Raw genomic sequence first — 25,824 nt, 5'->3', positions numbered from 1 at the left:
CTCCTTCATTACTTGTTATTTGTAGTTGCCTTTTCCACCATATCGAGCCGTCGTTGCTCCATGCATCGGGGAAAACCCCGATTTTTCTAGGCAAGCTCTGCAAAAACTCGTTGGTTATAGCTAAAAGCAGCGCTGGCCTCTTCAAGCATCTGATCGACTTCATCGGCAGACAGAAGTAGGTCATCAAGATGTTGACGATAGTTATCTTTGTACACTTTGAGCTTGTCGATCCCCTCAAAGGAATAGAACTTGAGCGATTTCTCCTCTACTCCATAATGCCGACTCATCATCCGCGCGATGACCTGTCCACCAGAAAGATCCCCTAGGTAACGCACATAGTGGTGTGCAACAAGGGCGGGGCCATGAGCTTCATCGCGGATCTGATTAAGCCGCGCGACATAGTCACGAACAGCAGGCAGCGCAATAATGTTATTCCGCCATTGATCGTTCCCGTGGAAATTATCAATATCCTCGGCCAGGATATCTGAGCGATTAAGTTTCGGATCTAGTAGCTCGGTGGCAAATCCTTGCGCTCGCACCACATCGGTGGCTTCTTCCAGAGCGCTATAGAAAAGCCATGCCTGCTCTTGCAGTCGGATGAACGCCCCAGCGTCCAGGCGTCCCTCAATTAAGTCACTCATAAAAGAGGAATGCTCTGCCTCGGCGTGCGCCTTAGCGGTCGATTCCTTGAGCTCGGCAGCCAGCCCCTTAGTTGCGGTTGTCATTATAAGTAACCTTTCCCTAATACTCTTTTTGATAACTAGAAAAATCAGATTATTTAGGAAAGGCTCGCCTTACATCAACCGTCTGGTTGATTCTCCGCTCACCCTCGTAGCCAACCGCCGCTGCCCCATGGGGAAGCGTAAGCCGACACGCTAGTTATACCCAGGGCTTATTTCTCCCCAAAAAACCTCATCGACCACAGCACGAGCGCGACGAGTTACCTTGAGATAATGGTCTAGAAACTCCTGGTTATCGCTGGGATCCCATCCCGCAGCGCCCGCGATTGCCGCCAATTGAGGACCAGGCTGTGGCAATTGATCAACACGCTTACCGCGCACAAGCACAATCGCATTCCGCGCCTGTGTTGCGGCTAACCACGCAGCACGTAATATCTCCACCTTCTTAGGCGAGATAATCGCATGCCTTTCCAAGGCATCTAAAGCAAGCAGCGTTGAAGGGGTATGCAGATCCTCGCACTGATGCGCATGCATAAGCGTCAACAACTGCACAGTCCATTCAATATCTGTGAGCGCACCACGACCCAATTTGGTATGCGTGTTGCGGTCCGCCCCCCGTGGCAGACGTTCTTCATCCACCCGCGCTTTCATCCGGCGAACCTCTCGCATCACCTTGTCCGAAGTACCTATTTGCGGATACCGAATCCTCTCGATCATCTGCAGGAATCGCTTTCCAAGTTCCTCATCGCCTGCGACCCACTCGGCACGCAACAAAGCCTGTATCTCCCAGACCTCCCCCCACTGCTCGTAATATCGAGCATAGGAATCCAAAGTACGAACAACAGCCCCAGAACGTCCCTCAGGGCGCAAACCTAGGTCTACTTCCAGCGGCGGATCGCCACTGGGCTTGGCTAGTCTCGCGCGCATGCGATCGCACACAGTGATCGCCCACCGCACGGCTTCATTTTCGTCTTCGCCCTCGGCTGGGTCGCAGACAAACAGCACATCCGCATCTGAGCCATACCCCAGCTCCGCCCCTCCGAGACGTCCCATACCGATAACAGCAATCTTGGCCGGTGGCGTCGTACTCTCTAGCTCAGTCATGCTGGCCGCTATCTCAGCACGCAGCGCAGCTTCTAAAACAGCGTCCCACACCGACGATAAGCTGTGGCAAACTTCTTTCACTTCCAGCATCCCCAACAGGTCAGCGCTAGCAATTCGTGCAAGTTCTGCGCGCCGAAGCGAACGGGCCACTGCGATTGCCTTTTCCGGGTTTTCCTGTCGCACCGATGCCGCCACCAAAGACCGCGCTAATCGGCCGGCGGTTGTATCCAATAATTTTGGACCGCTCGCTCCATCAGCGAGCTGTTTTACCAAGTCAGGAGCAGAAATGATGAGATCGGCGGTATAGGGAGAATTACCGAGAATCTTCATCAACCGCTGACCCACAATTCCCTCGTCGCGCAGCATTCTCAAGAACCAGGCGCGATCATTGGCGGCGTCCGAGAGTTTCCGATAGTTCAGAAGTCCGGCATCAGGATCAGCAGTCTGCGCTAGCCACTCCATATGCGTGGGCAGCAGCATCGCTTGAATCTTTGCTTTTCTCCCCGCCTTCGCGGCAAGGGCATTCAAATGGTCAAATGCTCTATCGGGGAACTTATAGCCCAAAGCCGCCAGCTGCAGCTTAGCGGCCTCTGGCGTTAGCTTAAGCGCCCCAACGGAAATATTGGCCACAGAGTTAAGAAGAGGACGATAAAATAATTTCCGATGCAAGCTAGAAATCTGCAGACGAACTTTCTTTAGTTGCTGCATCATAATCTGGGTCTCGCCCGCATCATGCGTGCTTCTAAACCCTGAGGAACGCGCTAGCCAGCGCAGAACCTTCTCCTTATGAGGATCCGGCATAGTGTGCGTTCTTTTGAGTTTTTGCAGCTGCAATCGGTGTTCCAACAACCGCAAAAATGCATAGGACTCGATGAGTTCCGCACCATCTTCTCGCCCAACATATCCGCCCTCAATAAGAGCTTTTAAAGCTTGGATAGTGGATAAAACTCGCAGGGACTCGTCTGATCTACCATGCACAAGTTGCAGCAATTGGACTGCGAACTCCACGTCGCGCAGGCCACCTGGACCGAGCTTTAGCTCTCGATTTTTGAGCTTTTCTGGAACATTCTCTAGCACGCGCCGACGCATACTTTGCACGTCAGTAACAAAGGATTCCCGCTGACTAGCAGCAGCCCACACCATCGGTGACAGCGTGCGGCTATAGCGCGTGGCCAAAGGAATATATCCGGTCATCGGCCGATGCTTGAGCAATGCCTGAAACTCCCAGGTGTGCGCCCACCGTTTGTAATACGTGACGTGCGAATCAAGAGTCCTAACCAGCGCCCCGTGCTTTCCCTCAGGGCGCAGCGCAGCGTCTACCTCAAAAAAGGTAGAACACCCGATCCGAATAAACTCCCCAGCTAGTCGCTGCGCCCGCGGTGTTACTGGCTCCGCCACAAAAATAACGTCGACATCTGAAATGTAATTAAGCTCTTGAGCCCCGCACTTTCCCATTGCTACAACCGCGAGGCGAGTATCTACCGGCTCTTCTCCGTAAACGTTGCGGGCTGCCACCGCAAGGGCTGCGGTAAGCCCGGCATCCGCCAAATCCGCTAGCGCCTGTGTGACAACTGTAAACGGCACTTCAGGTTGCCCTAGTCGCCGAGAGTCTTTGGGGTAGCTACCTGCCACATCGCTCGCAGCGATTCTGAGGAGGAAGGTTCGGTAAGCTTTCTTCAGCTCTTTTTCTGCCTCCACTCCAGAGGTTCCCGCGACGTAGGTACCGGGGGTTTCCAACGATTCCTCCGCAGTATCAGGTTCTGAGAGATCTACGTCAAAAGAAAACTCATGGTCAGAAGCATCATTGTGATTCCCCGGATCTTGCGATTCCGGGCTAAACACCGCTGGCTGTGCAGCAACAGCAGATAGCATCCCCTTCATCATCTCTTGACGCGTAGGAAACCCCCACTGCAACGCACGCCATTGGTCCTCACAGGCCACAAGGTGGTCCCCGAGAGTCGAAGACGCCCCTATCAAGGAGAAAAGTCGAACTCTCAACACCACATTCTGACGCAACTCAAGCAAAAAATCGGCCCGGGCATACTCCCCCATCGAATCCACTATCCGCATTAATGTGTTGAGGGCTAAGTCAGGGTCTGCTGCGCCAGCCAATGACCACAGCAACTCCACGGAATCAGGCTGCAGCCAGCCTAAGGATTCAAGATCAGCCTTGGCATTTCTACCATTAAGCCCCAGAGAGCTTAACGACGGCACCACATTCCGCGCAGCAGGAGTAGTCATTGCTCTTTTCTTCTTCCTTGGTGTACAGCACAATCGCTTTTCTCCCGTGGCTAAGCCCAGCTATATCCTAGCCATACGCTAACTATGCATTAAAAGCCACGTGAGAGTTTCAACAGTGATTAGTTTTCTAGGTTGGTACGCAGTTCCCACGCCGTAATCTGTTGCTGATAGTCGTGCCATTCGCGCCACTTATTGCGCAAGAAATACTCAAACACATGCTCGCCTAGTACATCCGCCACTAGCTCCGAGTGTTCCATCTCCCTCAAAGCTTGATCCAAACTCGTCGGCAAGTCCGCATATCCCATGGCCAACCGCTCCCGACGAGTCAAACGCGCGATATCCTCTTCCGCTGCGTCCGGTATCTCATAGCCTTCCGTGATGCCTTTCAGCCCTGCCCCGATCAAGACCGCTAATGCTAGATAGGGATTGCATGCAGAATCCGGGGAACGCACCTCTACCCTGCGAGAATCCGCCTTAGCTAAGCGATATGTGGGAACCCTCACCAGTGCCGAGCGGTTGGAAGCTCCCCACGTTGCGGCAGTAGGTGCCTCATTGCCAAAGAGAATTCGTTTATACGAGTTAGTCCATTGATTTGTAATGGCGGAAATCTCATTAGCGTGGCGCAAAATACCCGCAATAAATTGTTTAGCCGTACGAGACAAACCGTATTCATCATCCGGGTCATGGAAGGCATTGATGTCGCCTTCAAAAAGCGACATATGGGTATGCATGGCAGATCCCGCATGGTCTCTAAAAGGCTTTGGCATAAAGGTCGCACCGATGTTGTTTTGTATCGCAACCCGCTTCATCACATATCTAAACGTCATAATGGAATCTGCCATGGTTAGGGCATCAGCATGCCGTAGGTCTATTTCTTGCTGACCAGGGCCAGTCTCATGATGCGAAAATTCCACGGGTATCCCCATAGATTCCAAAGCCAACATGGCCTGCCGTCTGAACAGGGGTGCATCGTTTTGGCTAGCTTGATCAAAATAGCTGCCGTTGTCTGTGGGGATAGGAGGAAGCCCGTCCGTCCGAAGGCTCTGAACCAGATAAAACTCAATCTCGGGTGACACCATACAGGTGAAGCCTTCATCAGAAGCACGCTGAAGCTGTTTTCTTAGAACCTGCCGAGGGTCCGAATAAGAAGGATTTCCATCAGGATTTAAAATATCGCAGAACATCCGGGCCGTGCAGGAGTCTGTATCGTCGCCGTCAAAAGGTAATAACTGGAATGTAGAAGGATCCGGCATAGCGATTGTATCTGCCTCCGACACACGAGAAAATCCTTCAATAGCAGAGCCATCAAAGCCAATGCCTTCTTCAAAAGCCCCTTCGAGCTCTGCAGGTGCCACCGCAACTGATTTCAGGTATCCCAAGATATCCGTAAACCAAAGACGCACAAATTTAATATCTCGCTCTTCGATTGTGCGTAGTACAAATTCTTGCTGTGAGTTCATGGTTCTCACGATACTTTCTGCCTTCAACATCGGGGGAAAAGCTCTCCCCCGAAAGGCCGAAGCATGTCCACATCAGCCCTTTGGGGGAGGCACCAGGGGTAAGCGTGTCACAGCTCCATGATCCAATAAAATCGCCAATACGTTCGATTTAAAAAGATGGGCCTTACCATGCCACAGAAAAATTTTGTTTTAGACCAAGACGTCACTGCACTCATGACGGATGCGGCAGCAAAAGGCTACACGCCAGAAGATATGGAACTCATCTGCCCGAATTTCACACAACTGCTCCCCGCTATTTCTCGGTGCACCGCCGGGTTGAACACCATTGCCGCATCAGCACCATTCCCTATCTACAACGCGTGGCTAAAATACAGTCTCCGCCAAGTTCTCACGGCAGCTGAAAGCCTTCCGAGCACGCTCCGCAGCATCCGCAACACTTTAGAGGTTCTCCCTTACACAGCAGAGTTGCCGTTACTGCGCTACACCAGCAATCAGCTCTATGAATGTCCAAACAAAGAGACTGCACCACCTATCTTTTTTCCGCGCACCTAGCATGCACCAAGAACTCACCCAAGAAGAAGCTCCCGCAATACATCGACTTCTGCTTCCTCGTCCGCAGGTGTCCGATAGTTTTACGTTGTTGCAAGTACTTACGCTCAGTTATGGTTGCTGCTGCGCTCTTATACACCCGCAAGGAATAGTTTCCGTCTTTGGAACAGCGTCTAATATTTTCCGCACGGTGCGTGCATTCACCGTGCTCTGCGACAAAAGCCGCCGGTTGTTGAGCCGTTTCGAGCCCTCAACCAGCAATCAAACCTATATGAAAAGCTTTCATACTGCTTTTGCGCTAGGAATCCATCAGAGAATTTCTCTCCCCTTGGCCTTCGACCAACTACGGTGTCGGCTATCTATATGGAATTGGCTTAGCCATGATCCAACTTTTCCCAAAGCCTTGGAAGACTTTTACGTGTTAGCTCACCCGCATAGGACCATCGCGCGTGATTCGTCCGGCACCACAGACGGACATACGGCAGCAGAAATTGTATGCCTTGCCGACGCCCTCATGTGGTGCGACGGTCTCACGTGCACGACTGGTCTACAAGACACGTGATCTCTTCGCACTGGGTCTCATACCGATGCACTTTCTCTCAAAATATACTGACACGCTTGTATAAGAACTGGTAGAACTCAAAGCATGGGAATAACGCAACAGCTTGAGGTAGAAAGAAAATTTTCAGTCGCAGACGATCAACCTGCCCCGCAGCTCGTAGATATCACCCGTGTGTCTAAGGTTGCTGAATCAACAGTTCACTCGTTGTCCGCACTGTATTTTGATACTCCAGACCTCAGACTGTCCCGCGCAAAAATCGCTTTAAGACGCAGAACAGGAGGCAAAGACTCCGGGTGGCATCTCAAAATCTCCACGCCTGAAGGACGAGTAGAAACTCATGCGCCGCTCGGCAATGATTCCTCTGAGACGCCAATCGTTCCTGAAGAGCTACTCGCTTTTGTCCGTTCTATTATCCGGAATCAGCCCCTCGCTCCCATCGCCAGAATCGATAACAAACGCCACTAATCCCTGCTCGCAAACGCCGAAGGGGAATGTCTCGCAGAATTTTGCGACGACCATGTCCGCGCCTGGTCATATCTGCCCGGTGGAACCGAGTCGCAGTGGCGGGAATGGGAAATAGAGATAACCGCTTATGCCCAAGATCAAGGTCTAGGGGCAGAGATTATCGAGTCTGCTGAAGCCGTATTGGTTGAGCAAGGAGCACACTCTGCGCAATCGTCTTCTAAGATTGCGCAGGCTTTGGGGGAATCTGCCAATAATGTGCCGCTTCCCCCACAGGTAGCACAACTCGACCCGCAGTCTCCTGAATACGCACTGGTAGCTGCGTTAAAGCGCAACCGCGACAAACTCGTAGCTTTAGACCCGCTAGCCAGGCAAGACGCACCCGATTCGATTCATCAAATGCGAGTAGCCACCCGTGAACTGCGCAGCCATATGCAGACATTTGATGGGCTTCTCGGCGGAGAAAACTACACACAGATTGAAAAAGACCTCAAGGTCTTTGCACACATCCTTGGTACAGCCAGAGACGCCGAGGTGCTAGCAGCTAGGTTTGAGAATCTTCTCAACCAGAACAGTGATGGTCTGTTAGATCCTGCAACATCGGAATTCTTGCTCAAAGATATACACCGCGATTATTCCTTGGCACACCGCAGAGTTGTTTCTACGCTGAACAACCAGCGCCATCTTGCCTTTTTAGATTCACTAGATTCACTCTTAGCCGAGCCTCCGATTCTCAGTGAGACTGGGAGCGGAACTAAGGGCTCTGAACAACCGGCTCCGCACGACGCGCATTCTGAAGCCGTACTTTTCCGCCACCTAGAAAAAACTATGCAGCGTTTATACACGCAGGACCGGAAAGCACGCCAAGAACATCAGGATGTAACGATCCCGCTGGAACGTCGAGAAGCAAATTTTCACGATGCCCGCAAAGCAGCAAAGAAACTCCGCTACTCGGCTGAGGCTATCGGCGATTCCACGTCTTTAAAGACCGATAAATTGTATGCCGCGTGTAAACATCTCCAGACAGTGCTGGGCGATTTCCAAGATGCCGTCACGTCTCGCGATCGCTTATATGAAAAGGCACTACGCGCAGAGCGTAAGGGACACTCCGCCTTTGGATACGGAGTCTTGTACCAGCAAGAGCACCAGAACGGTGTGAGAGCCCTCGAAGACTATCCCGAGGCTTTCTACAAGGTGACCAAGGCATACCGAAAGTTCTCTAAAAACGTAGAAAAGTTCCAGAAGAAGGCAGCTGAGAAGGCACGGAAGCGTTCCTAATCGCTGACTATAGAGACAAAGAGCGGCCCCTATAGGCCGTCTCTTTGTCCACTAAGCGCACAGGATTAGTCCTCCCACTCTTCATCGGCAGCGTCTGCTGCCTCATTGCGCTCTTTTACTTTGTCGAGGGCGTGTTCTGCTTCTTCCCTCGTATCATAGGGTCCCATCCTGTTTTCAAAACTTGAGGCTTTCCCCTGCTCCACTTGCCCAGTAGCTTGGTTGTAGAACCACTTTTCATCTTCATGGTGCATGCTAAAACTCCTTGTATCAGGCTTTCGAGCCAAACTTCTTAGAGCAAGGCCCCTACTGCAAGAATGCCACCAACTCAGTGAAGATGTCCATGGGAGCAAAGATCTGCCACGCGATTATGAGCGTCACCGTAGTAGCCTCCTCGTCTTTGCAAAACCACTAAAGTAAATGAAGCGTCGCGCGAATCACCGCGCCGTCGATCGTTTTATGTAGAGGAGCTTCGTATGCCAGTGTGGCCCCACCCCGAGGTCAGCGTTGTCGATCATGCACTACAGCTGCATTCTCGTCGTGTCGGATGCGAATCTGATCTGATTTCTGCGGCATCAGCACCGGCAACGTGGTCGTTGATAGGAGACCACACAGACCATGCGGGTGGTGTGGTCTTAACAAGCTTGTCAGACCTGCGCACCGCCGTTTCAGTTTCCCCACGGGGGGATGATCAAATAAACGTGACCTCCTACCAGCTCACCCACACCGGCGAGCTATCGGAGTTGCCCCCAACCACGGTCTCACTCGATGCTGTGACGCACTGGCAGTCTTCTCTTAGTTCCACAGATGGACCTGCGCACGATGTTTCGGGTGCGCCGGAAAACACTGAAGCCTCACGACTTGCTGTTTTGGTCTACACCATGGTTCATCGCCAAATGCTTAGTCGAGATTCACGCGGATTCGACGTCACTGTCATCAACCAGATTCCGCCGCATGCCGGTTTAGGAGAAAACGAGTCGATGCTGGTCGCTGCTGCGTTGTCTCTCGCCGGTGATTATGAGGAGATTGATTCTGCCCCTGTGCGAGCAAAGTTTGCTGAGGTCTGCTTCCAAGCGGCTATAGCCATGGGTGACCACCCAGTATTGCGTGCGCGTTTTACTACTGCCTTACGGGGAGCCACGGGACAGCTCAACATTATCGACTATGCCGATGGATCAATCACGCAGGCTGCGCATCCGATTGGCGACCCCACCCGCACTGTCGCACTGGTTATCGCTCCCCCCACGCATTCAGATCGGGCCCAGGAAGTGCTGCGCCGAGAAAAGTTCATCGCGGAGGCCACCAAAGCCTTCGCTGCAGAGAGCTTAAGGATGCTCCCGGATGCGGAAAGCAGGGTCATCGACTGGTTGCGCGCTGTGCATGAGATTAAGGGGCCGGATGATGTCCCCCATATCGAGGAGGCAACCCAGTGGCTAGAATTTTTGACCACGGAAACCTCGGCGGCCTTAGAACTGACGCAGGCGGTTCGTTCACGGAGGCATGCCGACATGTTTCCCCTGCTGTGTAATTCGCAGGCGAATACAGAAAAGCTCTATGGCGTCACGGGAGCAGACTCTGCGCTAGCCCAGCTGTGCATGGTCCGAGGCGCTTTCAGCGCCCGCAGTGCCGCAGCCGGTTTATCAGATGCAGTTGTTGTGTTGGTGGAGCGTTCTCGCGTGGAAAACTTTGCCGCTGATGCCTCGGCAGACGGCCTTACCGTTGTAGAGCTTCTCGACGGCCACGTGGCCACCTCAGGGTCTTAACACGTCTTAATCCGCAGGCCAGGCGAAGCGTATCTCGCGTTTCTCCACGTCTGTACTAACCAACGTCACAGTGGTTTGTTCTCCAATGGCGGGTAGTCCCAAGCACTCCGCAATAACCGGTGGATCTTCTACAAAGATCCTAGAGCTCGCGCTAGCTGTGTTATTGCTCAGGACCACAGCTTTAAAATTATGCCCGACCCAAGGAGCAAGCACTGTGGCCTCTGTGAGATCAAGGCATGCCTTATCCACTGCGCTCGCTGTCACACTACTGTGCTTCATCGCAGCTACGGCCCCCGGAAGAGTGTCGCTAACCCATGAGGGAATCGGCTGCTCGTGATACAGAGACAGGCATATTTCTGTGGCATAGCGGTCTATGAGGCGACGCAATGGCGCGGTGACATGCGAATAATAACCGCCCACGCCTGCGTGAACTTCTGCCTCCTCTTCCCCTAAGACTCGGTACTCGGCACCTCTCAGTAACTTCTGCGCTGCTCGCATCAACACCATCGACCGTGGTTCGTCCAGAGAAATGCTGTCAAGATCTACGTCTGCTGGAAAGCCCAACGCTATGGCTTCTTGAGTGAAGGCTTCCAACGCACTTTTGCTAGCGGGTGCAAGAGTGCGCAGCACGCCCACCCCGTGCTGAGCCATAAGGTTTCCGGCGCACATTCCAGCAAGCAGAGAAATCTCTGAGTTAGCATCCATAGATTCATAACGAGGTTCGATCACCAGGTGGATCTCCCCATCTGGTTCTTTTTCTACGCTTTGGCTGGGCATACGCAGATTTATTGCGGTTGACCGCAGCTTGCTGTGCCGACGCACACGCCCGACCTCAAATAAGTAAAGAAGTGAGGGATGCAGCGAGCCATCTGTGTAGTCCTGTTGGACGCGCTCATAATCAAACCGAGCTCGGCTGCGCACCAATGCTCTATCCAGCCTGAAATCGGTCACTTCCCCCACGGAATCAATATCGATAGTCCACAGCACAGCTGGTCTCTCCACAGCAGGTAAAAGGCTCGCTGCCCCCTCAGAAAGCGCGGCCGGGTGCAGCCGTGCTGGCTCGTCCGGGAGGTAGATCGTTTGTCCTCTGAGTAAAGACTCCTGTGATACAAGGTCGCCCCCGCCATAATTCAAAAAAGCGGCAACATCGGCGATGGCATAAAAGATGCGAAACCCCTCGGGGGTTTTCTCAATGCATACCGCTTGATCGAGGTCTTGTGAGCCAGCCGGGTCAATCGTTAATAGCTCAATATCGCGCCGATCTATTCGGCGGTCCGGGAGGGCGTCGATAAGCTGATGCGCCTGGTTTTCTACTTCTTGAGGAAAACGCGTGGTCACACCATATTCATCTGCGATCGCACCAAAATCACGGAAGGCAGCGTAGAGCTTCATGCTTTCCGATCATGGCATATTCTGGGGAACTCTGCCTGTCCAATTCTTCAACGGGGTTTTGTGCGCAGAAAAATAGGGCGAATGAGCCAACCTATAAGCCGGATTCTGTACCCCTTTTTTTAAGCAAAGGGGCGGCGATCATCCATCTGGACGCACCATCGCTGGCCGCCTCAAGCAGCTACCCGCGGACTCAGGCGAGCAGCCCTCAAACATCCGCGCAGACATACCCGAAGGTACGCACTAATGCCTTGCTCCCAGTGGGGTTTACCCAGCCAGACTAGTCACCTAGCCTGCTGGTGCGCTCTTACCGCACCGTTTCACCCTTACCCAGAAAAATCTGGGCGGTCTACTTTCTGTTGCACTTGCCCGCAGGTCACCCTGGGTTGTTGTTAACAATCACCGTGCTCTGTGGAGTCCGGACTTTCCTCGACCTCAGGCCGCACGCTATGAAAGCGGCGGTACCTGTAGTCGCGATCGCCCAGTCGGCTCATTCGCTGTTGTGACTCTACTACTATGCGCCCCAAGCTGCTAATTCTGCAGGAATAGCGCTAGCGGTTCTCACAAAGATCTAGCGCAGATACGACGTGTCGTTGACCAGTCGAACGCACGTGGGACCATCCGAGTAAAACTCGGCAATGGATAACGACGCTAGATCAAGATGCATCCGATGGAACATCCCGGCGGGGGCCTCCAGCGCCTGACGCAGGATGGATTTGATGGGGGTCACATGGCTCACCACGAGGATGGTGGCCTCCCCGTATTCGCGCTGCAGCTCTTCTCTGACCCGTTTTATCCGCCGATGAGCCTGCACAAGCGCTTCTCCGCCGGGAGGAGCAATCTTGGGATCTGCAAGCCATTGCTGGTGTAACTCGGGGTCTGAGTCATGGGCTTGGCTAAACGTCAGGCCGTCCCATTGCCCAAAGTCCATCTCTTTCAGATCATCTACGGTCCGGATATCGTTCATCCCGAGTGCTCGCGCAGCTGCCGTCGCCGTTTCTTGGCAACGTTTGAGCGGAGACGACACAATCACGTCAATTCCTCCACGGGAGGCGAGGTACTGCGCGGCGCGCTCTGCTTGATAGCGCCCCAGCTCGGAAAGACTCGGGTTGCTGAGCCCGCTGTACTGGCGTGCCGCAGACATCGGGGTTTGCCCGTGACGCAACAGAAGGAATCGGGTGGCGTCTGTGGTCGCACCATTCCATGTTTTTGGTGCAGTAGCGTGCTGGTCTCCAGCGCAAGCATCTTTTTTCGCTGTCGGCTCGGTGTGACTTGTCGCAGAGGGGGAATCGCCGCCTAGGTCTAGGAACCCCGGCTGAGCTCCTTGAGCTAAGGCATCCATGGCTTTATTGGCCAATTCGTCTGCTCGCGCATTCTGTTTACGCGGAATCCACGTGTACGTGATCGAAGCAAATCCGGAGGCAATATCCCTGCATGTGCGGGCAAGCTCTTTCATGTCAGGGTGTTTGATTTTCCAGCGTCCCGACATCTGTTCCACCACAAGTTTGGAGTCCATCAGGACGTCCACTTCTGTTGCGCCCAGCTCGCGCGCGGCGGTCAACCCGTTTAAGAGCGCGTGGTATTCCGCAACATTATTTGTCGCAGTGCCCACGATGTAGGCCAGGCGACGCAGAATGGTGGTATGGGTGGCGTCGAAAAGCACGATCCCGGATCCGGCAACGCCTGGATTTCCGCGAGAGCCTCCGTCTGCTTCGATGATGACCTTCATCAGCTTGCCTGCCTCACAAGATAGCTGCCGCAGTCAGGGCACTGGGGAAGAATATTCATGGGGGTATTGCGGATCATAGAAATATCGGCGGGCGGAAGGATAATAAAGCAGCCGCCACAGCTGCGCCCGTTAAAAGCAGCCACTCCTACGTCGTTGATGTCGCGCTGCGAATCAAACTCCACGATGATGTCCTCTGGCAGCAGGTCCCGCAACTGGGTGATTCTTTCCTCTTGAGTTGCTGCGGTGGTGTCTACGGGAAGAGCTTCCAGGGCCCTGCGGGCTGCCTCGATTTTGGTGTCTGTGTCCACGACTCGCGCTTGATTAACCTCAAGGTTGTTGCGCAAGGCGTGGATCTCGTTATGGGCTTCTTGCAGCTCGCTCATAAGGTCTGCGATGCGAGACTTGGCGGAATATATGTCGTGTTTAATGTCACGCCGCCTCTCAATGTCCGTCTCTGCGGTGAGCTGACGTTTACCGTCTTGCTCACGGCGGCGCAGTTTGCGCTCGTCTTCCTGGATACGACGAATCTCTAGTTCCATATCATCGACGGCCATATGCGCGGCAGCTGCGGCCTCGCGGTTACGAGACTGCTCACTCATCAGACGATCAAGTTCTTCTTGTTCTTCGCTGACCTTTGGCGCCACACTCGTGGATGCCGCGCGGGTGATGGTGGACAACTCCAGCAGCAGCGGTTGTAGTGTGCGATCAAGCTTCATGAGAGTCCTTACCTTCAGGTTTCTGTAGTCTTTGTCGAGTTATCACAGGCTGCGTGCCGGTCGGCGACGAGCGCAAGCAAGCCCCTAATCATAGCCTTTTCAGGGCAAAGGAAGAAACAGCCACGACCATCGCCTTAGGCTTCTCGACGCCCACCTTATAACGACTTTTCCCCAACCGACTGCGGATGCGCCGACAGCGTCCACGGATCAGTTCTGATAGGCACAATATCCACCGTCACGTCTGGCAACGCACGTGCCAGAATCTCCGAGGCCTGTTCCGTCCACGGATATTCGCTAGCCCAATGCGCTGTGTCCACCAGGAATGGTCCGTGTGCCCGGCGCGACTCGTCGGCTGGGTGATGGCGCAGATCAGATGTCACGTACACGTCAACGCCTAGCCGTGCCACGGCGTCCAGGAAGGAGTCCCCTGAGCCAGATGACACGGCAATCGTCTGTACTAGTGCTTCGGGGTCTCCCGCAGCACGCACGCCCCAGCTTGTTTCTGGGAGTGCGTTAGCGACTTGTTGGACAAAATCGGCAAAACGCATAGGTTCTGGCAGCGTTCCTATCCGGCCGAGTCCGTAGGCACGAGAAAGATCCTGTGTGTCTTCCATGCTCACCACGTCAAAAGCTGGTTCCTCATAAGGATGGGTGGCGCGCAGCGCCGTCATAATCGCGCTGCGCATAGCGCGCGGTGCGACGAATTCGACCCTTATCTCGGGGCCTGTGTGAAGGTCCCCAGGAACTCCTGTGTGTGGAGTGGCATCGTTGTCAGGCAGGAATTGGCCTGTTCCCGTGATGTCGAAACTGCATTCCGAATACTTACCGATCTGCCCCGCGCCGGCGTCGAAAAGCGAACGCTTGACGGCTTCCACTGCTTCCGCGGGCACCTGCACTCCCCACTTGTCTATTCCTTGTGGTTTGGGTTGCACGGGGCGCCCTGGCACGATGCCAACGAGTTCAGCAAGCTTGTCGTTGACTCCAGGGCGCGCGGAATCCGCGTTGGTGTGGGCAGCAAAGAGCGCGACTCCCCCACGGATCAGGGTGTGTATGACCTTGCCCTTGGGAGTATCCGCAGCCACAGAGGTCACGCCGCGCAACAACAATGGGTGATGCACGATAAGCATGTCGGCTCCTGCTTGAACCGCGGCTTCCGCAACTTCTTGGGTGCAGTCAAGTGCTAAGACAATTGTGCGTACCTCTTGCTGAGGATCGCCGCAGATGAGACCCACTGCATCCCATTTTTCCGCAAGGTACGGCGGATAAGCATCCTCCATGACGGAACGTACATCTGCGACTGTGGTCCGGGTATTCTGAGTCACTTCGGGTCTACTCCAATCTGCTGTAGCTTTTCTAACAGCTCACCAACGTATTCGCCAGGGCGAACTGCTAAGCGCCAATAGGTTGAGTCTAGGCCAGGGAAAGTGTCGCAGCGCCTCACAGCGATGCCCAAGCTCAACAGCTCCCTACGCACGTGTTCGGCATCCCCACGCATCTCAGCTGGCGGCTGGACAAGGATAAAAGGAGCCACTGACGGGGCTACCAGGCTAAAACCAGCGTGGTCTAGCTGTTCCACCATGTCTTCTCGATGCCGGGCTACAGCGCTTCTCAAGGCCTCCAGCTGACCAACGCCCGTAGTCATGATGGATTGGATAGCCCGAAACGCCAGGCTTCCCACCGGCCAGTGAGCTCTTCCGTGAGTGAGCGTGCGAATCACGGTGGGGCTCGCCACCAGGTATCCCACCCGCAAGCCTGCGATCGACCATGTCTTGGTCAGGCTCCTCAGGACTATCACGTCATCAAACCCGGAGTGTGGATCTCCCGCTTTTCCTGGCCCTATCATCGATTCGGTTTCCCCCACGATGTCCATGAATGCCTCGTCCACAACAAGGTGGCGACCAGGAGACCGAAGCCCACAGAGCTGATCAACGCTGTGGAGCACTCCCGTGGGGTTGGTGGGGTTGCCGATGACCACCATGTCTGGTTCCGTTTCTTCCACTGACCCCAGGGAAAGGGCGCCGTCCAATATGAAAGGCTCGGGGAGAATGATGCGCTGGAGTTCCACGCCGGCGTCGAAAAGCACAAGGTCTGGCTCGCTGAAGCTCGGGTGAATAAGCGCCGCTTTAGTGGGTTTAAGCTGAGGAAGCATGGCAAAGCCCTCAGAAGCGCCACACAGGATGAGCACGTGATCGGGTGAAATTCCGTGGTATTGAGCGATCTGTTGTCGCGCAGACGCATCCTGCTCAGCGTGGGGGTATCCGGCAAGATGAGAGAGCTCAGCGGCCAGATCTGCCACAAGCCACTCCGGTGGCGTCGGATCTGCAACGTTGACCGCAAAATCCAGTCGCGCTCCTCGGGCATCAATATCGCCGTGCAGTCGCGACAATGGTGGGACGGTAGGAGTGCTTGGCGTCTGGTTGGTGGCAGCCGTAGCTAAGGCGTGGGGAGAACGGTGTAACACTGATCCGAGTTTAGTGGGAAACTACAAAGTATGAGCACTCTTCTGATTGACGTTGATGGCACTATCGTTCGGTCCTACCCCGGCATCCGAACAAGTTTTATCGAGGCGATGAATCACATTGGGCACCCCGTTCCCGATGAGGATTGGCTCCATCGCATCCCCGGACCTCCCATGGATGAGACTATGCGTTCCCTCAACCTGGATCCGGACACAACGTCTGCGGCTCTCGCTGCTTTTCGACGCCACTACGACGACGGCGGCTGGCGTGATTGCGAGCTTTTTGCCGGTTGGGCCGACGCACTACCCGAATGGAAAGCACAAGGTCTTCGCATCTGCACGGCAACAAGTAAATCGGAGAGTCTAGCCCGCGAGGTCTTAACGGAGCTAGGAGTGGCTCACCATTTTGACTTCATCGGTGGCGCTGATGCGGCAGCGGGAAGAAAAACAAAATCAGACGTCATCGCCCATGTGTTGCAGTCCATGAACATGGAGACTGGGAACTCAGATATCCTCATGATCGGAGATCGCTTCCACGACGTTGAGGGCGCCCAAGAATACGGGATACCCACGGTTCTCGTGGGCTGGGGCCATGGTTGCCCCAGCGAGTGGGAAAGCGCACACTTCTATGCTTCTGATATGGCGGATGTGAAAGGAATTGTCCGTGACTTCTTCGACTTCTGAGTACAATCCCCGTACTTCCCTCCACATTGTGTTTGTCTGCACCGGTAATATCTGCCGCTCGCCGATGGGAGATGTGATTTTGCGTAGTGTCATAGAAGACGAAGGACTAGCACCATACGTCACAGTAAGCTCGTGCGGCACGGGCGGATGGCATATCGGGCAAAAGGCAGACAAACGTGCGCTGGCTGAGCTCCGCCGTGCCGGCTACGATGGCGACAGCCACCGGGCGGCACAACTCGGCGAAAAACACGAGGATGCGGACTTGTTTATTGCGCTCGACAGCGGGCACCGCAATGCGCTGCTTCGTTATGGATTCTCCCCTGACAAAGTCCGGTTACTACGCACATTCGATCCGGCTGCGCACACGTATGACGTAGAGGATCCCTACTACGGTGATGCTCAAGATTTTGAGACTGCCCGCATACAGATTGAGTCCGCGATGCCACAGCTCCTAGAGTGGATTAAACACGAGCTCCAGGAGAAAAGGTGATCAACCGTGTCTAGGTCTACAAGGCGAGCGTCAGGGTGGCGGATTTTTCTCAAACCAGGTTGGGTCATCACCGCAGTTTTAGCGATTGCGTTTTCTTACTTTGCCATCACGGTGCTCTCCCCTTGGCAGCTAAACAAAGATCATGACATTGTTGCCCGTAACACCCATATCGAGCAGGCTTTTGACACCGATCCCTCCCCCATCACCGATCTCTTTGATAGCGCGGGCAATATCAAAGGTGATAACGAGTGGATGCGAGCAACGCTCACGGGGCGTTATCTCGCTGATAAAGAAGTTTTGCTGCGGATGCGCCCTGTTGACGGCTCGCCCGCTTATCAGTCGCTGGTTCCCTTCCAATCCGAGAACGGGCAAACGCTCCTGGTCAACAGAGGCTTCATCCCGCTCGAAGCCGGAAAACCTCCTCGTTTAGATAAGGCCCCCTCAGGTGTCGTGACCATCGTGGGGCATGCACGCCATAATGAGGGGATCCCTGCCACACCGCCACTCACCGCAGACGGCTACACGCAGGTAAACGGAATTAGCACGGAACAGATCAGCACGCTTATCGACGCCACCTTGGGGGTCGACTATCTCCAACTAACAAGCGACCAACCCGGTGAAGTCCATGCCATGCCGATTCCTAAGCTCGATCGTGGAAACCACCTCTCCTATGGGTTCCAGTGGATCGCCTTCGGCGTCATGGCCCCACTAGCAGTGATCTACTTTGTCTGGGCTGAGATCAAAGAACGCCGGCGGGCTAAGGAAGAGGAAGCCCAGATGCAGGAGGCTGACTCAGATACCACTACCGAAAACGACACAGAGGTCAACGCAGCTGCCGCCATTCAGGAGCCGGAAGCAAAGACAGATCGCGTTGCCGCAACGATGCGCAGCAGATATGGCAGTACCCGGACTACTGCCCCACGGAAGCGCGATCACCGTCGAGATAACTTCTAGAGGCCCGCTGTTCTCGTTCAGTGACGGCCTCGCTGTGCTCGTGACACTCTTTGTTGGAAAGCCACCACAGTCAAGGCCACCAGCGCCTGAGTCCACCGAGACAATGAGACGGCAGTTGTAATCGTCTCTGTTGTAGGGGCCGGCCCACGCCCCAACACCGGTCGCATTTCTACGCCGTGAGGGTAATGCGTAGCCCCTCCGAGTTGCACGCCCATAGCGGCCGCCGCTGTGGCTTCTACCGGCCCAGCGTTCGGGCTGGGGTGCTGCGGAGCGTCTTCACGCCAAGCACGCAATGCACTGCACCCGCGTCCCATGGCTGCTGCGGCACCCACATGAGCTACAGCGGTGACGCGCGCAGGCACGTATGCGAGGACGTCGTCAAGCTTTGCTGCAGCCCACCCAAACTCGCTATAACGCTCATTTTTATAGCCCACCATCGCGTCCAGGGTGTTCACACACCGATGCCCCACTACTGCCGGAGCACCAAAAACAGACCAGACCAAGGGCGCGATAGTGGCATCCGATGTATTTTCCGCCAGCGATTCCACTGTCGCGCGCACAATCCCTTGTTCATCGAGCTGCTCCGGGTCCCGGGAACACAGCCACGGCACGAGGGCACGCGCCGTGGCGATATCGCCGTGGGCTAATGCACGGGCCATCCGCGTTCCGGTTTTTTCCAAGGTGGTTCCACCCAACGCACCCAAAAGAGAAGCAGCAAGCATAAACCTGGGAATGCGTCGCGCCGCCACAGCGCTAAGGATAACCGGAGGCAAGACGGTGACAGCAACAAAAACCGCACCGGCTTTCTTGCTAGGGCGATACACCCGCTTTTCCACGTAGTGCGCATACCGACCAAAAAGCGCCACAGGGTGCCACCGGCCACCGGGGTCCCCCAACATCCTGTCGAGGGCCACTCCGGCGATTACTCCCAGTGCCAATGATTTTTTGGGATACGGCTTGGACTGTGGGACTAGCTCGGACACGTTATTGCACTCTCCCTTTTTTACGTTGAAAAGGAGTGGAGCTACCAAGTGGCTCCCCAACGATGATCATGAAAAAGCGGCGACTCCTTGTTTTAAGGAGCCGCCGCTTGTCTTTGTGCGCCCTGACGGGATCGAACCGCCGACCTGCTGGGTGTAAACCAGCTGCTCTTCCAGCTGAGCTAAAGGCGCATACTTCCGATACATCAGACCTGCTGAGGCATCGGAAAGAATACTAACACGAAGAGGTACTAGTAATGCAAAGTCACTGCTTATTGCCCTTTTGTACCAAGCAAGAACCTTGCCAGGAACCAAGTCTTTCGGCTTTTGTTTGTACGAGCCCCGCGAGTTGAGCGGAGTCGGAAATCTCACCCGGATCGAGAGCACCGGATTTACCGGCCCCCGGACTGAGCAACCAAATGCGGCCGTTTTCAGCAAGAGGTCGAACGGCGTCGACTAGTCCATCGACTAAGTCTCCGTCGTCTTCGCGCCACCACAACAAGACAACGTCGCATGCTTCGTCCGTGTCTTCGTCGAGAAGCTCCTCGCCGATAATATCTTCTAGTGCTTCACTTATGGAGCTATCGCAATCTTCGTCCCAGCCGACTTCTTGCACTGTCATGTCGGCGGTGACACCAAGGCGGAGAGCGTGGTTTACGCCTACGGCCTCAGAATTCTTCTCCTTGAAATCTTGAGCGTTCATCGACAATAAACTCTACAGCCATACGCCCGTTTTCTCTTCTTTTCATGCTGGTTTTTCAGGAAAAACCTGATCGGTAAGCAGTAATTCCCCCTAACACGTATCCTGTAGATCAAACCGTGTGTCGATGCATGACCCGCGCATCGGCGGATTTCTCTCTACTTGGAGGTGGCGAATGCCTGACACAACCATTGGGAAGCGTCCTGAGGACACTAACTTCGCGTTGATTCGCGATGGCGTGGCTTCTTATCTGAACGACTCGGATCCCGAGGAAACCCGCGAGTGGCTCGAGTCCCTCGACGGGATGCTGGAAGGATCCAGCCTTGAGCGTGCCCGCTTCCTAATGCTCCGTTTGCTTGAGCGAGCATCTGCTCGTCGCGTGCCATTACCCCCAATGACCTCGACTGATTACGTCAACACGATTCCTACCACCATGGAGTCAGAGTTCCCGGGTGATGAGGAAATCGAGAAGCGCTACCGTCGTTGGATTCGATGGAACGCTGCGATCATGGTGCACCGCGCACAGCGCCCAGGGATCGGAGTAGGTGGACACATTTCCACCTACGCTGGCGCTGCACCACTCTACGAAGTGGGCATGAACCACTTCTTCCGTGGTAAAGATCACCCCGGCGGAGGCGACCACATCTTCTTCCAGGGACATGCGTCACCGGGTATCTACGCCCGCGCATTCATGGAAGGACGCCTCACCGAAGACGACCTCGATGGCTTCCGCCAAGAAGTTTCCCGCCCACAGGGGGGACTACCTTCCTACCCCCACCCACACGGGATGGAAGACTTCTGGGAGTTCCCCACCGTGTCGATGGGCCTCGGCCCTATGGATGCCATCTACCAAGCGCGCTTCAACCGCTACTTGCATAACCGCGGCATCAAAGACACTTCTGAACAACACGTCTGGGCATTCCTCGGCGACGGCGAGATGGACGAGCCGGAGTCTCGTGGCCTCATCCAAATGGCTGCGCTGAACAACCTGGATAACCTCACGTTTGTTATCAACTGCAACTTGCAGCGTCTCGACGGCCCCGTCCGCGGCAACACCAAGATCATCCAGGAGCTCGAGTCCTTCTTCCGCGGCGCTGGCTGGTCAGTGATCAAGGTTGTCTGGGCTCGCGAATGGGACCAGCTTTTCGAAGCTGACAAAGAGGGTGCTCTCGTCGATCTGATGAACACCACCTCCGACGGCGATTTCCAGACCTTCAAGGCTAACGACGGCGCATACGTCCGCGAGCACTTCTTCAACCGCGATCCTCGCACCGCCAAGCTTGTCGAAGACTGGACAGATGAGGAAATCTGGAACCTCCGCCGCGGCGGCCACGATTACCGCAAGATTTACGCTGCTTATAAGCGCGCGCTGGAGACCAAGGATCGCCCAACGGTCATCCTGGCCCACACGATTAAGGGCTACGGTCTTGGACACAACTTCGAGGGCCGCAACGCGACCCACCAGATGAAGAAGCTCACCCTCGACGATCTGAAGAAGTTCCGCGATAAGCAGGGCGTTCCGATCACCGACGAGCAGCTGGAAAAGGATCCGTACCTCCCGCCGTACTACCACCCCGGTGAGGATGCTCCGGAAATCAAGTACATGCTTGAACAGCGCAAGAAACTTGGAGGCTTTGTCCCTGAGCGTCGTGAGTCCTACACCCCCGTGGAGGTCCCACCGCTCGACAAGCTTCGCAGCCTGCGTAAGGGTTCTGGCAAGCAGCAGGTGGCCACCACTATGGCTGTGGTTCGTGCCTTCAAGGAGCTCATGCGTGATCCTGAGCTAGGAAAACGCATCGTCCCGATTATCCCTGACGAGGCCCGCACCTTTGGTATGGACTCGTGGTTCCCCACCATGAAGATCTACAACCCACATGATCAGAACTACGTGCCGGTTGACCACGATCTCATGCTCTCCTACCGCGAGGCAGCAGACGGACAGATCCTGCACGAAGGCATCAACGAGGCCGGTTCTACCGCAGCGTTTATCGCAGCGGCGACCTCTTATGCCACCCATGGCCAGGTCATGATCCCGCTGTACATCTTCTACTCGATGTTCGGTTTCCAGCGCACTGGCGATTCTTTCTGGGCTGCCGGCGACCAGATGGCCCGCGGATTTATCCTCGGCGCTACCGCTGGCCGCACCACGCTCACCGGTGAGGGCCTCCAGCACATGGATGGTCATTCCCAGATCATCGCGTCGACCAACCCCAGCGTGGTCTCCTATGATCCGGCATTCTCCTACGAGATCGCGCACCTGCTGCGCGAGGGCATCGACCGCATGTACGGCCCAGGCCGCGGCGAGAACATCATGTACTACCTGACCATCTACAACGAGCCTATCTCTCAGCCTGCCGAGCCTGAGGATCTCGATGTAGAGGGCCTCCACAAGGGCATCTACCTGTACGAGAAGGCTCAGGGTGGCGAGCACGAGGTTTCCTTGCTTGCTTCCGGCATCGGAATGCAGCAGGCGCTCCGTGCTCGGGATATTCTGCGCGATGAGTTCAACATTGGTGCGAATATCTTCTCCGTCACCTCATGGGTTGAGCTGGCACGAGAAGGCCAGGAGAAGAACCGCCAGGCTCTGCGCCACCCAGAAACGGATCCAGGCGAGGCCTTCGCAACAACCCAGCTGAAGAAGGGCAACGGCCCTTACGTAGCAGTCTCCGACTTTGCTACGGACCTCCAGGAGCAGATCCGCCGCTTTGTCCCAGGCCACTACACCACGTTGGGTGCAGACGGTTTCGGTTTCTCCGATACCCGTCCTGCTGCCCGTCGTTTCTTCAACATCGACGCAGAGTCTGTTGTTGTGGCTACCCTCAACGCGCTCGTGCACGAGGGCAAGGTTGATCGTTCTGTTGCTGCTGAGGCCGCACAGCGTTTCCACCTCACCGACCCGACTAAGGCGTAATCACACGTCCTCATCGCGCTAAGGCCGGTGCCCCGCACAGTATGTGCATGGGCACCGGCCTTCGGTGTTGTTCAAAGGTGTTTCTCAAACGAGAGCGTTAGGATCAGGCTGTGGGCAATTTCCCCACGGAGTGAGCATGCTCGATCATCTGATCAATCGCCTTATTCACTATCGCAGGCTGTTCCAAAATGATCATATGCCCGGCATGAGGCGCGACTTGTAAGCCGGCATCTGGCCACAGGCTGACAATCCTTTGCGCCTGGCTGAGCGGGGTGACCGAATCTTTTTCTCCCACGATCACTACGCCCTCTATTCCGTTGAGAAGTTTCGCGTCTTCGGCTTCCTCGTGTTCTTGCAAATCGTCGAGGAATCCCACATAGGTGGAAAGAGGGGTTTCATTAATCAGCTGAGCGTGGAAATCAATGACGCTGGGAGGCATGGGAGTCTGGAAGACAGTGACTGCCAGGGTGGGAGCTACCAAAGCAGCTATAGCTTCTCTGAGTGTGGCGGTCTCTGCTGGGGATGCTTCCGCTGCGTTACGGATTTTCTCTGCTACGGGTAGGGCTAGGACCTGAGGAACGCCTTGGCTGGCAAAGGAGTCCACTGCGGTGGCTACCAAAACGAGCCCGGCAGTACGCGCCCGGAATTCGGGGTATCGACGTAAGAAATTAATTGCCACCATTCCGCCGAGGGAGTGTCCAACTATGACGAGGGGGCCATTGGGCTTCACCGCTTCTAAAACGCGCGCTACGTCATCGGCAGCGCCGTCGAGAGTGCAGTCTTCTACGGAATACTCCCCTGTGTTCCCGTGTCCGCGTAAATCCATGAGAACGCAGCGGGCTTCATGCGCAACGTGGGCTACTTGTAGGTGCCACGCTGAAGCCGCCAACGTAAAGCCATGGATAAAGACGACGGTAACGTCAGCATCCTCAGGCCCGTCCAGGTAATAACGGATTCTGCCGGTTGTGCGGGACTCGCTATAAAACCTGTCATGTGCTGTGCTGTGTTTCTTTGCGCGGGCAAGAGCTTGTCGACGCCGGCCCTTGCGCGTCAATCGAGGCAGTCGCATGCGTTTGAGCCTACGCCTGCGTAAAGTCGGAATTGTTCTTAGCCCCTCCCTCATCTCAAGGAGTTCTACCTGTGTCCTCGCTTCAAGACCAGCTTCTCAAGCTGCAAGACAGCACCTCCGATTCTTCTCAACCGAGTGCGGATGCTTCGACCAGGGAAAAAGTCATCGCGGTACTCGCTCTCTTAGGGGTAGAAAAAGAAAACGCAGTTCCTTCCGCTCGCCTTGATTCCCTTGGAATAACATCTCTCGACCGCATCGAACTTACTATTCGGGTAGAGGAACACTGTGGGTTCCGTACGACGGATACTGCGATTTTTGCGCTTGAAACGGTACAAGATCTCATCGATTATGCGGAACGCAAAGGAGAGCAGCAGAAATGACCATTTCCTACCTCACGGACATGGATGGAGTCCTCATCAGGGAAGGCGAGATCATCCCCGGGGCTGATCGTTTTCTTAACAACCTCATGGACAACGATATTAATTTCATGGTCCTCACCAATAATTCGATCCACACTCCTCGGGATCTTTCCGCACGGCTGCGCCATATCGGGCTTACGATCCCGCCTGAGCGCATCTGGACTTCTGCCAAGGCAACTGCCACGTTCCTGAGCAGTCAGGCTGGCGGACATGACAAGGAAAGAACTGCCTATGTTGTGGGTGAATCCGGTTTGACCACTGAGCTGCACGATAATGGCTGGATACTGACCAATTCACATCCAGATTTTGTTGTTTTGGGAGAAACCCGAACCTATTCTTTTGAGGCCATCACCACCGCAATCAATCTGATTTTGGAGGGCGCGCGATTCATCTGCACTAATCCAGATGTCACGGGCCCCGCACCTCAAGGAATTTTGCCGGCTACCGGCGCGGTGGCGCAGCTGATTACGGCTGCAACGGGCAAGGAGCCTTACTTCGTGGGGAAACCGAACCCCGTCATGATGCGTTCTGCGTTGAATAACATCGGTGCTCACTCCGAGAACACAGTGATGATCGGCGACAGGATGGACACAGACGTGCGCTGTGGACTTGAGGCAGGCATGCGCACAGTCCTCGTCCGCACAGGCATCTCCGACGATGCAGAGATCTCTAAGTATCCGTTCCGCCCCACCAAGGTCATAGACTCGATTGCAGATCTAACCGAGTCATTCCTTGACCCCTTCGGCGACGGATATTACGTCCCTAGCGCAGAGGACTGATTTAAACGTATTCCCCGGCCCGTACTGGTGTCCGGGGGTGCGTCGCAAAGCTTCGTGCCCCGTTGGCATAAAAATCTCGACATCGGCATAGAAGCCCTCGTCCGTGGATAGCTGCACCAGGGTGTCACGAAGTTTCTCAAATTCTTCAGCCGTGCCGTTGAGTACCTCCCTGCAGTCGACCGCACGCGGACGCAACGCGTTGCGCCGCCAGGTCGTGCACCAAGCCGCGTTGAGCTCGTCCACGCCGGGTAACGCATCAAGCGGTTCCGTCGCAATATTTTCTACCATCGCAGATTCCACGGTCAGCCGCCATTTTTTTGGCATTCCTTCCACGCGGAGAACCGCAAAAACCTGTTCTTGCATGAGCACCGTTTCACAACTCAACGCCGATATGCGTATCAGCGTAAGACGGGTTTCGCCTTCCCCAACGACCCCGTGTGATGCTGCTCG

At 55.0% G+C, this 25,824-nt stretch carries 21 protein-coding genes, 1 tRNA gene, 1 other RNA gene and 2 pseudogenes; 10 read left to right on the top strand and 15 right to left on the bottom strand.

Annotated features, from left to right (window positions below; translation table 11 throughout):
* Positions 1 to 86 precede the first annotated feature (86 nt).
* The 3 genes from ET810_RS01380 to ET810_RS01370 all read right to left on the bottom strand — a co-directional run bounded on the left by ET810_RS01380 (position 87) and on the right by ET810_RS01370 (position 5,485).
* Positions 87 to 725, bottom strand: a complete 639-nt coding sequence (locus ET810_RS01380) for a biliverdin-producing heme oxygenase (protein WP_087454316.1) — start codon at positions 723 to 725, stop codon at positions 87 to 89.
* A 150-nt stretch (positions 726 to 875) separates the two neighbouring features.
* Positions 876 to 4,025: a bifunctional [glutamine synthetase] adenylyltransferase/[glutamine synthetase]-adenylyl-L-tyrosine phosphorylase gene (locus ET810_RS01375; protein ID WP_087454317.1), complete on the bottom strand. Its 3,150-nt coding sequence runs from the start codon at positions 4,023 to 4,025 to the stop codon at positions 876 to 878.
* A 119-nt stretch (positions 4,026 to 4,144) separates the two neighbouring features.
* Entirely contained in the window at positions 4,145 to 5,485 is a 1,341-nt protein-coding gene (locus ET810_RS01370) for a glutamine synthetase family protein (protein WP_087454318.1), read from the bottom strand.
* Between the two features lie 168 nt (positions 5,486 to 5,653).
* On the opposite strand from ET810_RS01370, the gene ET810_RS12255 reads away from it, so the two are divergent.
* The 3 genes and pseudogenes from ET810_RS12255 to ET810_RS01360 all read left to right on the top strand — a co-directional run bounded on the left by ET810_RS12255 (position 5,654) and on the right by ET810_RS01360 (position 8,336).
* Positions 5,654 to 6,037, top strand: coding sequence for a hypothetical protein (locus tag ET810_RS12255; protein WP_225870056.1), 384 nt, complete (start codon positions 5,654 to 5,656; stop codon positions 6,035 to 6,037).
* A 268-nt stretch (positions 6,038 to 6,305) separates the two neighbouring features.
* Positions 6,306 to 6,596 carry a hypothetical protein gene (locus ET810_RS12250; RefSeq protein ID WP_225870055.1) on the top strand — a complete coding sequence of 97 codons (291 nt, stop codon included), beginning with the start codon at positions 6,306 to 6,308 and terminating at the stop codon, positions 6,594 to 6,596.
* 84 nt (positions 6,597 to 6,680) lie between these two features.
* Positions 6,681 to 8,336, top strand: a pseudogene (locus ET810_RS01360) (CYTH and CHAD domain-containing protein).
* 65 nt (positions 8,337 to 8,401) lie between these two features.
* Here the strand turns inward: ET810_RS01360 and ET810_RS01355 are convergent.
* Positions 8,402 to 8,587 carry a hypothetical protein gene (locus ET810_RS01355; protein WP_087454319.1) on the bottom strand — a complete coding sequence of 62 codons (186 nt, stop codon included), beginning with the start codon at positions 8,585 to 8,587 and terminating at the stop codon, positions 8,402 to 8,404.
* A 222-nt stretch (positions 8,588 to 8,809) separates the two neighbouring features.
* Here ET810_RS01355 and ET810_RS01350 point away from each other — a divergent pair, with 222 nt between their 5' ends.
* A complete protein-coding gene (locus tag ET810_RS01350) occupies positions 8,810 to 10,096 on the top strand; it encodes a galactokinase family protein (RefSeq protein WP_134315968.1) in 1,287 nt (428 codons plus the stop codon).
* Between the two features lie 6 nt (positions 10,097 to 10,102).
* Here ET810_RS01350 and ET810_RS01345 read toward each other — a convergent pair whose 3' ends face one another.
* The 6 genes from ET810_RS01345 to cobC all read right to left on the bottom strand — a co-directional run bounded on the left by ET810_RS01345 (position 10,103) and on the right by cobC (position 16,391).
* A complete protein-coding gene (locus ET810_RS01345; RefSeq protein WP_087454321.1) occupies positions 10,103 to 11,488 on the bottom strand; it encodes an RNB domain-containing ribonuclease in 1,386 nt (461 codons plus the stop codon).
* A gap of 78 nt (positions 11,489 to 11,566) precedes the next feature.
* An RNA gene (gene rnpB / locus ET810_RS01340) (RNase P RNA component class A) lies at positions 11,567 to 11,978 on the bottom strand.
* 78 nt (positions 11,979 to 12,056) lie between these two features.
* The gene (locus ET810_RS01335) at positions 12,057 to 13,214 is read right to left on the bottom strand and encodes a bifunctional RNase H/acid phosphatase (protein WP_134315969.1); all 1,158 of its coding nucleotides are present in this window, start codon (positions 13,212 to 13,214) and stop codon (positions 12,057 to 12,059) included.
* Complete coding sequence (locus tag ET810_RS01330; protein ID WP_087454323.1) at positions 13,214 to 13,930, bottom strand: zinc ribbon domain-containing protein; 717 nt, start codon at positions 13,928 to 13,930, stop codon at positions 13,214 to 13,216. The genes ET810_RS01335 and ET810_RS01330 overlap by 1 nt, the downstream gene beginning before the upstream one ends.
* A gap of 155 nt (positions 13,931 to 14,085) precedes the next feature.
* Positions 14,086 to 15,252, bottom strand: a complete 1,167-nt coding sequence (locus tag ET810_RS01325) for a Nif3-like dinuclear metal center hexameric protein (protein WP_087454324.1) — start codon at positions 15,250 to 15,252, stop codon at positions 14,086 to 14,088.
* A complete protein-coding gene (cobC, locus tag ET810_RS01320; RefSeq protein WP_087454325.1) occupies positions 15,249 to 16,391 on the bottom strand; it encodes an Rv2231c family histidinol phosphate aminotransferase CobC in 1,143 nt (380 codons plus the stop codon). The genes ET810_RS01325 and cobC overlap by 4 nt, the downstream gene beginning before the upstream one ends.
* Positions 16,392 to 16,421: 30 nt before the next feature.
* On the opposite strand from cobC, the gene ET810_RS01315 reads away from it, so the two are divergent.
* Genes ET810_RS01315 through ET810_RS01305 form a run of 3 tightly spaced genes read left to right on the top strand, consistent with a single transcriptional unit; the run spans position 16,422 to position 18,516 of the window.
* Positions 16,422 to 17,072, top strand: coding sequence for an HAD-IA family hydrolase (locus ET810_RS01315; protein WP_087454326.1), 651 nt, complete (start codon positions 16,422 to 16,424; stop codon positions 17,070 to 17,072).
* Entirely contained in the window at positions 17,053 to 17,562 is a 510-nt protein-coding gene (locus ET810_RS01310; RefSeq protein ID WP_225870054.1) for a low molecular weight protein-tyrosine-phosphatase, read from the top strand. The genes ET810_RS01315 and ET810_RS01310 overlap by 20 nt, the downstream gene beginning before the upstream one ends.
* A 6-nt stretch (positions 17,563 to 17,568) precedes the next feature.
* Positions 17,569 to 18,516 (top strand): SURF1 family cytochrome oxidase biogenesis protein, encoded by a 948-nt coding sequence (locus ET810_RS01305; protein WP_087454327.1) that lies wholly within the window; start codon positions 17,569 to 17,571, stop codon positions 18,514 to 18,516.
* Positions 18,517 to 18,533: 17 nt separating this feature from the next.
* Here ET810_RS01305 and cbiB read toward each other — a convergent pair whose 3' ends face one another.
* The 3 genes from cbiB to ET810_RS01290 all read right to left on the bottom strand — a co-directional run bounded on the left by cbiB (position 18,534) and on the right by ET810_RS01290 (position 20,199).
* Complete coding sequence (cbiB, locus tag ET810_RS01300) at positions 18,534 to 19,499, bottom strand: adenosylcobinamide-phosphate synthase CbiB (protein ID WP_134315970.1); 966 nt, start codon at positions 19,497 to 19,499, stop codon at positions 18,534 to 18,536.
* 116 nt (positions 19,500 to 19,615) lie between these two features.
* Positions 19,616 to 19,688, bottom strand: a tRNA-Val gene (locus tag ET810_RS01295).
* 73 nt (positions 19,689 to 19,761) lie between these two features.
* A complete protein-coding gene (locus tag ET810_RS01290; RefSeq protein WP_087454329.1) occupies positions 19,762 to 20,199 on the bottom strand; it encodes a DUF3052 domain-containing protein in 438 nt (145 codons plus the stop codon).
* A gap of 172 nt (positions 20,200 to 20,371) precedes the next feature.
* Here ET810_RS01290 and aceE point away from each other — a divergent pair, with 172 nt between their 5' ends.
* The gene (aceE, locus tag ET810_RS01285) at positions 20,372 to 23,107 is read left to right on the top strand and encodes a pyruvate dehydrogenase (acetyl-transferring), homodimeric type (protein ID WP_087454330.1); all 2,736 of its coding nucleotides are present in this window, start codon (positions 20,372 to 20,374) and stop codon (positions 23,105 to 23,107) included.
* 103 nt (positions 23,108 to 23,210) lie between these two features.
* On the opposite strand, the gene ET810_RS01280 is transcribed toward aceE, so the two are convergent.
* Positions 23,211 to 24,176 carry an alpha/beta fold hydrolase gene (locus ET810_RS01280; RefSeq protein WP_087454331.1) on the bottom strand — a complete coding sequence of 322 codons (966 nt, stop codon included), beginning with the start codon at positions 24,174 to 24,176 and terminating at the stop codon, positions 23,211 to 23,213.
* 71 nt (positions 24,177 to 24,247) lie between these two features.
* Between ET810_RS01280 and ET810_RS01275 the strand changes: the two genes are divergently transcribed.
* Both ET810_RS01275 and ET810_RS01270 read left to right on the top strand, forming a co-directional pair.
* Complete coding sequence (locus tag ET810_RS01275; protein ID WP_087454332.1) at positions 24,248 to 24,556, top strand: acyl carrier protein; 309 nt, start codon at positions 24,248 to 24,250, stop codon at positions 24,554 to 24,556.
* The gene (locus ET810_RS01270) at positions 24,553 to 25,374 is read left to right on the top strand and encodes an HAD-IIA family hydrolase (RefSeq protein WP_087454333.1); all 822 of its coding nucleotides are present in this window, start codon (positions 24,553 to 24,555) and stop codon (positions 25,372 to 25,374) included. The genes ET810_RS01275 and ET810_RS01270 overlap by 4 nt, the downstream gene beginning before the upstream one ends.
* A 1-nt stretch (position 25,375) precedes the next feature.
* Here ET810_RS01270 and ET810_RS01265 read toward each other — a convergent pair.
* Positions 25,376 to 25,737, bottom strand: a pseudogene (locus ET810_RS01265) (hypothetical protein).
* Positions 25,738 to 25,824: the final 87 nt, after the last annotated feature.

The organism is Corynebacterium silvaticum (genome assembly GCF_004382825.2).
Lineage (GTDB): Bacteria > Actinomycetota > Actinomycetes > Mycobacteriales > Mycobacteriaceae > Corynebacterium > Corynebacterium silvaticum.
The sequence above is the reverse complement of the archived record's forward strand: the minus strand, read 5'-3'. Positions and strand labels throughout refer to the sequence as shown.